Below are 9,499 nucleotides of genomic sequence, written 5' to 3' on the forward strand. Positions count from 1 at the left end.
CCCTTGTAGGCGCGCATCGATCGTGCGATCAGAAGCGGGTGAAATCCGATTCGTCCGGGGCACTGGCCATGGTGTAGGCGAACGCCTTGCGCGGCGCCGTTGGTTTAGGGCGTGGCGGCTGACGGTTGGGCGTGCTGCCAGGGCTGTCCGCGCCGGCGCTTTGACCCGCGACCTTGAACGCGGAATCCAGCACGAAGAAACTCATGGCCTGTTGCAGTTGCTCGGCCTGGCTGCTCATTTCTTCGGCCGTCGCCGCCAGTTCCTCGCTGCTCGAGGCGTTTTGCTGGGTCACTTGGTTGAGCTGGGTCATCGCCGTGTTGATCTGCGCGACACCGGCGGCCTGTTCTTCGGATGCAGCGCTGATTTCCTGCACAAGGTCGGACGTCTTGTTGATGGAAGGCACCATTTCGTCGAGCAACTTGCCGGCTTTCTCGGCCATTTCCACGCTGCTGGAAGACAGTTCGCCGATTTCCTGGGCGGCGACCTGACTGCGTTCGGCCAGCTTGCGCACTTCGGCGGCCACCACGGCGAAACCCTTGCCGTGCTCGCCGGCCCGAGCGGCCTCGATGGCGGCATTGAGCGCGAGCAGATTGGTCTGGTAGGCGATGTCATCGATGATGCTGATGCGCTGGGCGATTTTCTTCATCGCCACCACCGTCTGCTGTACCGATTCGCCGCCCTCGGTGGCTTCCTTGGCCGCTTTGCTGGCCATGCCATCAGTGACCTTGGCGTTTTCGGTGTTTTGGTTGATGCTGGCGCTCATCTGCTCGACCGACGCACTGGTTTCCTCGACACTGGCGGCCTGCTCACTGGTGGCCTGGCTCATCGATTGCGCGGTGGCGCTGACCTGTTCGGAGGCGCTGGCGAGGTTATCGGCGGCGTTACGCACTTCGCCGATGATATGTGCCAGCTTGCCGACCATGTTACGCATGGCGTTGAGCACCAGGCCGGTTTCATCTTTGCCACCTGGCTCGATGTGCGCGTTAAGGTTGCCTTCGGCCAATTGCTCGGCGGCGCTGGCAGCTTGGCGCAACGGTCGGGAAATGATCCGCGCGATGAATATCGCCAGGCCCAGACCGATCAACAGGGACGCGACCAGTACCGCGATGATCGACATGCGTGAGCTTTCATACAGCACCGAGCCCTTGTCACCCGCTGCAGTCGCACCAGCGTCATTGAGCTCGACCATTTTCTGCAGGCGGCTGGTCACCTCATCGAAATGCCCTTTGGATTCTCCCCTGAGCAAACTGCGCGCCTGGGCTTCCTCGTTCTGACGGGAAAACTCCAGTACCTGCTTGCTGCTCGCAATGTAGGCGTCCCATGCGCTTTTCACGCTGAGCATGAGTTGACGATCTTCATCGTTCGACAACAATTGCTCGTAGGTCTGCATGCGGGTTTCGAACTGCTGGCGCGCCTCGATGGCTTCGCGTTCGGCCTGGACCTTTTCTTCGGCAATCTCGGTACTGATGTGGCGGTTTTCTTTCAAGCGATAGTTGGCGGCAAAAAAACGCATGCCTGCCGCTGCGCGCATGGAGGGCATCCAGTTGCCCTTGATGTCCTGGGCGGCCTGGTTGACGGCACCGAGCTGAAGGATCGCGAAGGCGCCCATGGCCCCGGTGAGCGCCAGGACCACCAGGAACGAGCTGATCAGCTTGGTGGAAATTTTAAGATCGTAGAACCATTTCATCGGGGAACCTCCATGGAATTGCAAAGACGTCAGCGGGCGACGAACGTTGGCGACTGAGGCGCCTGGGCCGTGCGGGCTTCCAGTTGTACGATTTGATTGAGCAGTGCAGGTACATCCAGGATCAGGGCCACCGCGCCGCTGCCCAGGATGGTCGAGCCACTGATACCGCGCAGTGCGCCGAACAGCTTGCCCAGGGGTTTGATCACGGTCTGGAACTCGCCGTGCAGGTCATCGACCACCAGCCCGGCCTTGTGCTCGGCATAGCGCACCACCACCACGTTCTGACGGCGCGCGGCCGGGCCCTCGTGGCTGAAGTGGTCGCGCAGGTCCACCAGTGGCAGCACCTCGCCACGCAGGTCCAGATAGCCCTGATCGCGGCTGGACTGGCGCTGGCGTTCATCCAGTTCGATGCATTCCTGGACCATGTCCAGCGGAATCACGTAGGTGGATTGGTCGATGCCAACCAAGAAGCCATTGATGATCGCCAGGGTCAGCGGCAAACGAATGCGTACCATCGTGCCCTGGCCGGGGCGACTGTCGAGGTCCACGGTGCCGCGCAACAGTGTGATATTGCGCTTGACCACGTCCATGCCGACGCCACGCCCGGACAGGTTGGTGACGGCCTCGGCGGTCGAGAAACCCGCTTCGAAGATCAGGTTGTACACCTCCTGGTCGGTGAGCACCGCGCCGCTGGCCACCAGCCCGCGCTCCTCGGCTTTTTCCAGAATGCGGTCGCGGTTGAGACCGGCGCCGTCATCGGCGATTTCGATGACGATGCTCCCGGAGTCGTGATAAGCATTGAGGCTCAGATGCCCCTTGCTCGACTTGCCCGCCGAACGTCGCGCGTCGGCGCTTTCAATACCGTGGTCCATGGCGTTGCGCAGCAGGTGCATCAGCGGGTCGCCGATCTTCTCAACCACGGTCTTGTCCAGCTCGGTTTCCGCGCCGCTGATGATCAGCTCAATGTCCTTGCCCAGTTCCTGACTGACATCGCGCACCACGCGGCGGAAGCGGTTGAACGTGTCGCCAATCGGGATCATGCGCAGGTGCAGGGCGCCATCAAGGATCTCTTCCACCAGCCCCGACACCGTCGAGGTGGCCTCCTGCAGCGGGTCGTTGTTACAGGAACGTGCTAACAGGCTTGCGCCGGCGCTGGCGATCACCAATTCGCCGACCAGGTTGATCAACTCGTCGAGCTTGTCGGCGTTGACCCGCACATAACTGCCGTCGCGGGTTTTGGCCTCGCTGTTCGCAGGCAGGCGCTGGAGCGAGGCGGTGGCAGGACCTGGCTCGGCTTGCGCGATCAGGTCACTGCCGAGGGCGACGCTGCTTTCGGGCGTTTCGTCGACCGCGCTGATGTGCACTTCACAGTCGTCGCGCACGAAGTCGAACACTTCGTTGAGCGTGGCATGGCTGGCCGTCGAACGCAGGTCGATCTCGAAGCCCAGGTAGCAGCTTTCCGGGTCCCAGTTCTCCAGGGCGGGGATGCTGTCGGTCAGGGTGGTGACCTGCACCATTTGCCCCAGCGTATCGAGGTAGCGCAGGAACGACAGCGGGTCCATGCCATTACGGAACACGTCCACGCCGAAACGCAGAGAAATATGCCAAAGCACTTCGGCCCCCGTGTCGTCGTCCACCGCAGCGGGTACGACGTCGGCAGTGGCGCTGTGCAGCGGCTGATAGGCGCTCAGCGCCTCGCGCAAGGTCTCACCGCGCTCCAGCGCGGCCGGGGTCGGCACCTCACCGCGGCTGGCGACCACGTCGATCAGTTCAAGCATGTGGTCGCCGCACTTGAGCAGCAGCGCGATCAAGGCGGCGTCCACCGCCACACTGCCGTCACGCAGGCGGTCGAGAACGTCTTCGACGATATGCGTGAACCCCACGATCGACGCGAGGCCGAACAGTCCGGCGGAACCCTTGATGGTGTGCGCGGCGCGGAAAATCGCGCCGATGGCATCCTGGTCGCCGGGCTCGCTTTCCAGCTGCAGCAGGGATTGCTCCATGGCATGCAGCAGCTCGCGCGCCTCGACGATGAAGGTCTGCAGTGCCTGATCGAGATTGATGCTCACCTGGACTTTCCTTGTCGATCAATGGACGGGACAGTGCCGATTAAAGCGCGGCGCTGCGACACAGTTGAAGCGCCTGCATGACCGCATGGCTATGGCCGGTCACACTCAAGGCGGTGCCGGCAATGCCGGCTTCACGCTGGATGACTGCCAGCAACTGCAGGCCGGCGCCATCCATTTCCGTCACCTGGGACAGGTCCAGTTCCAGGCGCGGCGCAGCGCCCATCTGCGACAACAACGCGCCCGCCAGTTCAGCGACGGTGTAGATCGTGAGTTCGCCGTCGATGCCCACATGGGCGGTGTCGTCGATGGTTTCGTGAGTGATCGGCATGTTGGCCTCCCTGGCGCCGGGTGTCAGGGCAGGATCAATTTGGAGACCGCCGCCAGCATCTGCGCCGGCTGGAACGGCTTGACCACCCACGCCTTGGCGCCCGCGGCCTGGCCTTCGGCCTTCTTCGATTCCTGAGACTCGGTGGTCAGCATGATGATCGGTGTGAACTTGTAGTTGGCCAGCTTCTTGACCTCCTTGACGAAGGTGATGCCATCCATGTTGGGCATGTTCACGTCGCTGATGATCAGGTGCACTTTTTGCCCGGTCAGCTTGTTCAGGGCGTCCTTGCCGTCACTGGCCTCGATCACGTCGTAACCGGCGCTTTTCAAGGCTATGCCGACGACCTGCCGCACACTGATGGAGTCGTCAACCACTAATACACTCTTCGCCATGATGTACTCCTAAAAGAAAGTGATGTCTTGAGCGTTCTGCTGCACCGCCGCCTCTCCATGATGGAGGCGCCGTTGCTCGTCGGTGGCATAGGTGGTTTCCATGCGCGCCAGCCATTGGCGGGCGTCGATGGCCATCGGTTGGTCCGGGGTCTGGTTGGCCTGCAGGAGATGGTCATGCAGGGCGTGCATGTTGTCGCGCACGTGACTGAGGATCTGGCTGACCCGGTCCTGGAATTGCAGGTTGACCAATACCTCGGTCATCTCATCCCGGATGCCATAGCTTTCCTGCTTGAGCAGGTCGGCGGATTCGGCCAGACGCCCAGTGATGTTCTGGAAGCGTGTGAGCACCATCTGAATACTGTTTTCGGACTCGGCCACCGAATGGCTGTCCTGGTCGGCACTGCTGGACGCGGCCTGCACCAATTGAGTAATGGCGTTATTGATGATGTCGACCTTGGCCGACATCTGCTGGCCCGTTTCACTGGATTTACTCGACAGGCTGCGCACCGCATCGGCTACCACCGCGAAGCCGCGACCGGCCTCACCGGCACGCGCCGCTTCGATGGCCGCGTTGAGGGCCAGCAGGTTGGTTTGTGCGGCAATCGCCGCCACATCAGCGGCCATGGTGCGCAGTTCGCCCGTGTAGGCGGTCAGGCTGCGCACTTGGGCCAGGGTCTGGTCACGGCTGATTTGAGTGGCCTTGAGCGAATTGATCACCTGGCTCAACTCGCTGTCACTGCGCGCCAACACCTCAAGCGCACCGTCGGCGGCCTGTCCGTCCAGTTCGCCGGCCGCGTGCTGCGACGCTTGTACCGTTTCCTGCAAGCGTGTGGCGATCCCGGTGAAACGGTTCGCCAGGCTCACAATCGCTTCTTCGGTCTGATGGCGCGAGCTTTCCACCTGCTTGGCCCAAATGGGCATGGCGCCCAGCAATACCTCATCAAGCTGTGCCCGAGAGGCTATGCCGTTATGCACATCCGCACTTGACTGGTCCGCCTGCGCCTGCGCAATCGCTCGCTGCAGTGCGTTGCGCTGTGAAACCGCGCTCCAGGCACAGGCACCGAGGCCGATCATCACCAGTGCCGTGCAAGCCACCAGATTGGCTGGCGAGGTTGATTGCACGAGTATCCACAAAACGGCCGGCACGACCGGGACCAAGGCGAACCAACGGAAACGAGGATAAACGGAAGGGGGCAGGCGGCTGGATGAGCGTTGGGGCATGGGTTCGGTCCTTGAACAGTGCTGCGGATGTAATCAACATAGAGTTTATCCGCCCCTAGCGCCTCAACTTTAGGACTCGTGAGTGCCTTCCGTCTGGTTTATGACCGGTGTGTGACTGAGCAGGGCGTTAAGTGTAGGTGACGCCAGCCGACACGCTCAGGCTGCTTGCAGGATCGTACAAGCGCCCTTGATACCTCGTTCGCTAACCTGACGACTCTTAACCAGCAGAGTCTCCGACATGTCTCAGTCACAGCCCCCGACAAAACCCATAAATCTCATCCAAAAAGCCGACCTGATCGACCAACCCTGGAGCCCACGCGTCGTCGCGCAGATGAACGACTACCAATTCAAAGTCGTCCGCATCGAAGGCGAGTTCATCTGGCACTCCCACCCCGAAACCGATGAGGCCTTCCTGGTACTCGACGGCACCTTGCGTATCGACCTTCCAGACGGCCCGGTCTATGTCGCACCGGGTGAGCTGTACGTGGTTCCTCGCGGCGTAGCGCACCGCACAGCCGCAGAAGGCGAGGCCAAGCTGATGATGATCGAGCCACGGGGCATCTTGAATACCGGGCATGAAGGTGGGGAGCGTACGGCTGTGAATGACCAGTGGATCTGAGGCTGGCGTCGCCTGCTCGCTCATACTGTTACGAGACACTCACGCGTCTTCCCGTGTCAGCCTTGAACGGGTCGAGACGCGGCCGCCCTGGGCGAGCGGCCGGCAGGGTTATTTCAGCAAGGCAATCAGCAGGCAGGCCACCGTGATCACCAGTGCCGGCCACTGCATCGGCATGAAAAAGAAGTGGTGGCGGACGCCATCGGCGTGCGGTTGTCGGTTCAGTACAAAGCCCAGCACGGTGTTGATCGCTGATCCCGCCCCGAAGCCGAGCAACACCTGCATCAGCGATGTGTTGCCGGGTTTGACGCTGGGGTCGGGCCACAGCCACATCAATAGCAGCACCATCGCCACCGGTGTAAACAACGTCAGCCAGCCTGCGCCGCGATAGATCATCGTTTAATCCTCAGTTGTGACGCAGCAGGCTCAAGCCGGCTCGCGTGCTTGTTGTTGGGCCGCAAACACGGCATCGAGGGTATTGAGGAACAGGTCGTGGCTCAGAATGCCGGTGGCGATGGTCGACAACACGGGTTTACCGCTTTCATCCTTGACCACCACTTTTTCCGTCCAGGCGTTGAGGTCGACGGTACGCAGCGACGACATTGGCACTTTGCGGCCCTGGTACTCCAGGCATGTGCGGCTGACGACGATTGGCGAGGTGGTGATTTTCAGGAAGTTGCCACTCATGCGCTTGCCCCAGACCTGCCCCGAGCTGATGCAGTTGAACGTCACCGCCCCGCCCATCTCCAGCGTCGCGATCACTGCCGGCATGCGTGCGCGAACGTGCAGCTCACGCGCAAGTTGCTGGAATTCGTAAAAGCCCTTGAGGCTCTCAATCACACGATGAAACGGCTCTGACGCGTTACGGCGATAGGCCAGGTTGGTGATCATGCCGGTCATCACGGTTTGCCCGGAGCCGAATAAGTACAGGTCTTCGATATCGGCAAACGCCGTGTACTCGCGTTGCTCGTTGATGATGCGTTCGATACCGAACTCAAACACGTTGTAACGGGGGGCGCGCAGTTTTTTGTGCCAGACGTAGGCTGCAAACACGCCCACGGCGAGTACGGCCAGCAAGGCGCTGGTGGCGTAGATCAGGGTATGCGGGTTGGCAAAGTTCAAGGCCATGCCACGGGATGTCTGGAGGTTGACCGGGCCATCGTTGCCCGGTGGCAGGATCGTGCCCAGGTACAACACAAAACCGGCGAGGGCTAGCAACACAACCCCGAATATCAAACTGAAAATCAGGAAGCCCTTGCCGTGGCGGAAACTCGCGATCAGCTCGCCAGTGGCCGAAGGTGCTTGGGTGGGGGATGACTGCATGAGAGCTTGCGTCCTTGTAATGGGTTAAGCCTTGCACCCTGTCCGTCTGGTGGCCGGGTGCACTTGGCACGGCGAGTTGGAACATGGCTAATTAATATCGTTCCTTGGGCAAATGACTTCACAGGGGCGTGAGCCTGGCCGTTCGCGGTATTGGGGTCTTTTTTTTCCTGCGTAGAACAGTGATCATCGCCCTCCCCCAAGCCCTAGGAACCAAGACCATGGAGTTGACGCTGGAAGCGGTTGCGCTTTTTGCACTGAAGCTGGTGCACGAGACGGACGGCGGCAGCCCGGTTTTGCGGGACGATCCGGTGATGGATGGGTATGAGCGAGAGGTATTCGGGCTGCTGGTGCGGCAGAGGGATTTGGCGGTGATTCAATCCAAAGTCGCGGAATGTGTTGATCAAGCGCTTGAGGCATTGGGCGGGGCCGATACCGTGATGGGTCGCGAGTTGCAGCGCTTGGCGCTGGGCGTGCGCCAAGCGTCGACACTGGATGAACTCAATGTCCCGCTCAACGCACTCAAGGATTACCTGAAAGCCATTCTGTAACGCGCGGTTCAGCGCCGCCCTTCCACCGCCATCCGCACCGCCAGCCCCATCAACACCGAGCCCATCAACCAGCGCTGTACCACCTGCCAACCCGGCCGAGTGACGAAAAACACCGCGATCGACCCCGCCATGGTGGCAATGACCGCGTTGACGCTCACGCTGATAAAAATCTGCGTGAAGCCCAGCACCAGCGATTGCATCAGCACACTGCCATGGCCGTTCGGGTCGATGAACTGCGGCAGCAACGACAAATACATCACCGCCACCTTGGGGTTCAGCAGGTTGGTCACCAGGCCCATGGTGAACAGCTTGCGCGGGCTGTCCTTGGGCAAATCCCGCACCTGGAACGGCGAACGCCCGCCTGGCCGTATGGCCTGCCAAGCCATGTAGGCCAGGTACAACGCGCCGCCGAAACGCAGCGCGTCATAGGCAAACGGCACCGCCATGACCAAGGCCGTGATCCCCAAGGCCGCGCACAGCATGTAAACCAAAAAACCCAACGCCACGCCGCCCAGGGAAATCAGCCCGGCCGTACGGCCCTGGCAGATCGAACGGGAGATGAGGTAAATCATGTTCGGCCCGGGCGTGAGCACCATGCCGAGCGAGATCAGCGCATAGGCAAGCCAGCTGGACACTTCAGGCATTGTTTGGCTCCTTGATCGTTATTCTGTCGACGTGAAACATTTGGCCAATGTTGTAGGCTTGGACGCCATGGTAGGGCGTTCAAAATGCGCGCGTTAGATACAGATCCGCGAGCAAAACGTCATACACCCACCGCACCACTCACCCAAAGGCAGGCCCATGATCGACTTCAACAACAAAGGCTTCTTCAAGCTCAAACAAAACAACGAATACGCCGAGCGCGTATCGGCCCTGCTGCTCGACGGCGAGGAAGTGGTCGACGCCTACAAGGCCATGCGCGACGGCGTGGTGTTTACCACCAAGCGGATTATTGCGGTGAACGTGCAGGGGATTACCGGCAGCAAAAAGGACTTTACGTCGCTGCCGTATAAAAACATCGTCGCGTATTCGGTGGAGACGTCCGGGACGTTTGATCTGGATTCGGAGCTGGAGATTTATTTTTCGTCGCTGGGCAAAGTGAAATTCGAATTCACCGGCAAGACTTCCATCGTCGAAATCTCGCGATTGATCTCCAAGCACCTGCTGACCTGATCGGCAGGCAATTGCTTATTGCCTACAAGGCTGAGACGGCTGTACCCCGATCAAAAGGTGGGAGGGGGCTTGCCCCCGATAGGGCCTTCCCCCACACCATCAAACTACAGCCTTACACACCTACCCCTTCCCCCTCCTCACC

At 60.7% G+C, this 9,499-nt stretch carries 11 protein-coding genes; 3 read left to right on the forward strand and 8 right to left on the reverse strand.

All coding sequences use genetic code 11. The annotated features are described in order from the left end of the window. Positions 1 to 28 precede the first annotated feature (28 nt). The 5 genes from K7431_RS23625 to K7431_RS23645 are packed head-to-tail and all read right to left on the reverse strand — an operon-like array spanning position 29 to position 5,697. On the reverse strand, positions 29 to 1,687 hold the full coding sequence (locus K7431_RS23625; RefSeq protein ID WP_015885770.1) for a methyl-accepting chemotaxis protein: 1,659 nt from the start codon (positions 1,685 to 1,687) through the stop codon (positions 29 to 31). A 29-nt stretch (positions 1,688 to 1,716) separates the two neighbouring features. Next, the gene (locus tag K7431_RS23630; RefSeq protein WP_015885771.1) at positions 1,717 to 3,756 is read right to left on the reverse strand and encodes a chemotaxis protein CheA; all 2,040 of its coding nucleotides are present in this window, start codon (positions 3,754 to 3,756) and stop codon (positions 1,717 to 1,719) included. Positions 3,757 to 3,796: 40 nt separating this feature from the next. Beyond that, a complete protein-coding gene (locus tag K7431_RS23635) occupies positions 3,797 to 4,084 on the reverse strand; it encodes an STAS domain-containing protein (RefSeq protein WP_015885772.1) in 288 nt (95 codons plus the stop codon). A gap of 23 nt (positions 4,085 to 4,107) precedes the next feature. Continuing rightward, a complete protein-coding gene (locus K7431_RS23640) occupies positions 4,108 to 4,476 on the reverse strand; it encodes a response regulator (protein WP_015885773.1) in 369 nt (122 codons plus the stop codon). A 9-nt stretch (positions 4,477 to 4,485) separates the two neighbouring features. Further along, a complete protein-coding gene (locus K7431_RS23645) occupies positions 4,486 to 5,697 on the reverse strand; it encodes a methyl-accepting chemotaxis protein (RefSeq protein ID WP_015885774.1) in 1,212 nt (403 codons plus the stop codon). A gap of 238 nt (positions 5,698 to 5,935) precedes the next feature. Between K7431_RS23645 and K7431_RS23650 the strand changes: the two genes are divergently transcribed. After that, positions 5,936 to 6,316 (forward strand): cupin domain-containing protein, encoded by a 381-nt coding sequence (locus K7431_RS23650; RefSeq protein ID WP_015885775.1) that lies wholly within the window; start codon positions 5,936 to 5,938, stop codon positions 6,314 to 6,316. A gap of 108 nt (positions 6,317 to 6,424) precedes the next feature. Here the strand turns inward: K7431_RS23650 and K7431_RS23655 are convergent, their stop codons facing one another. After that, entirely contained in the window at positions 6,425 to 6,709 is a 285-nt protein-coding gene (locus K7431_RS23655) for a hypothetical protein (RefSeq protein ID WP_015885776.1), read from the reverse strand. 30 nt (positions 6,710 to 6,739) lie between these two features. Continuing rightward, a complete protein-coding gene (locus K7431_RS23660) occupies positions 6,740 to 7,636 on the reverse strand; it encodes a hypothetical protein (protein WP_015885777.1) in 897 nt (298 codons plus the stop codon). 218 nt (positions 7,637 to 7,854) lie between these two features. Between K7431_RS23660 and K7431_RS23665 the strand changes: the two genes are divergently transcribed. Then, positions 7,855 to 8,184, forward strand: a complete 330-nt coding sequence (locus K7431_RS23665) for a hypothetical protein (protein ID WP_043205860.1) — start codon at positions 7,855 to 7,857, stop codon at positions 8,182 to 8,184. An 8-nt stretch (positions 8,185 to 8,192) separates the two neighbouring features. Here K7431_RS23665 and K7431_RS23670 read toward each other — a convergent pair whose 3' ends face one another. Continuing rightward, entirely contained in the window at positions 8,193 to 8,828 is a 636-nt protein-coding gene (locus K7431_RS23670) for a LysE family translocator (RefSeq protein ID WP_015885779.1), read from the reverse strand. A gap of 157 nt (positions 8,829 to 8,985) precedes the next feature. Here K7431_RS23670 and K7431_RS23675 point away from each other — a divergent pair, with 157 nt between their 5' ends. Then, positions 8,986 to 9,357: a PH domain-containing protein gene (locus K7431_RS23675; protein WP_015885780.1), complete on the forward strand. Its 372-nt coding sequence runs from the start codon at positions 8,986 to 8,988 to the stop codon at positions 9,355 to 9,357. The last annotated feature ends 142 nt before the right edge of the window (positions 9,358 to 9,499 follow it).

The sequence above is a fragment of the Pseudomonas fluorescens group sp. genome (assembly GCF_020093335.1).
Taxonomy (GTDB): Bacteria; Pseudomonadota; Gammaproteobacteria; order Pseudomonadales; family Pseudomonadaceae; genus Aquipseudomonas; species Aquipseudomonas petroselini.